Raw genomic sequence first — 838 nt, 5'->3', positions numbered from 1 at the left:
ACCTTGAGGCCTGGGTGTATCTGGGCATGCTACGCTTGTTGGTGAAGCGGCTGGCCAGGGCCGCGTAGCTGGCCGTGAAGAGCTTTTACGACAGCCTCTTAGCATAGGACCCGCAGGGAAGCTAGTGCAACATAATGCTAACTCAAGGGGCGTATGTCGTCAATACATGGCTATAGCCAAACCTTCCACCCGCGCACCAGCCCCAGGACCTCAGGGCGCTCCTCCTCCGGCCAGACCACGGGAAGGCTGGGGTCCAGGGGATAGAGGGCGAGGTGGGGCTTGTGGAGGGAAGCGTCGGTGAAGAAGGCGGTGTGCTCGCCCACGCGCCCCAGGTAGACCGCCCCGCTTTGGAAGAGGGGTCTTAGCTCCGTGAGGACCCAGACCTTGCCCGAAAGGGGGAAGGGGAGGTCCAGGCTCACCAGCCACTTTCCCGGAAGGCTGAGGTAGGCCAGGCGCTCCACGTCCGCTCCCCGGGGGAGTTCCTCGGGGGTGAGGTAGGCGCGGGCGGCAGGGCTGGAGGCGGCCACTTCTTCCCAGGAGGTGTAGACGGGGATGCGGAAGGGAGCCGGAGCGAGGTCGTCCCCAGAGACCTCCTGGTCCAAGAGCGCGGAGAGGGGGAGGCCCAGGGCCCGGGCCAGGCCCACAAGGTACTGCACCGAGAGGGTCCTTGGATCCACGGCGCCCCGCTCGATCTTGGCCATAAGGCTGGTGGAGAAGCCTGCCATGCGGGCGAGTTCTTCCTGGGTGAGGCCGAGCTCCCGCCGCCTTTCGCTGATGCGGAGGATGTGGCGGGGGAGGGGGCGTTTGCTGGTGCGTGGCATAGCCACACGATACGGTC

1 protein-coding gene is annotated in these 838 nt (G+C 66.0%); it reads right to left on the bottom strand.

Going from position 1 to position 838, the window contains the following annotated elements:
- Nucleotides 1-170: 170 nt before the first annotated feature.
- The coding region (locus tag AC01Y6_RS10660) for a helix-turn-helix domain-containing protein (RefSeq protein ID WP_476671500.1) at nt 171-838 on the bottom strand (668 nt) is incomplete at its 5' end.

The organism is Thermus sp. (assembly GCF_056332225.1).
This window is presented reverse-complemented; position numbering and strand designations above follow the sequence as displayed.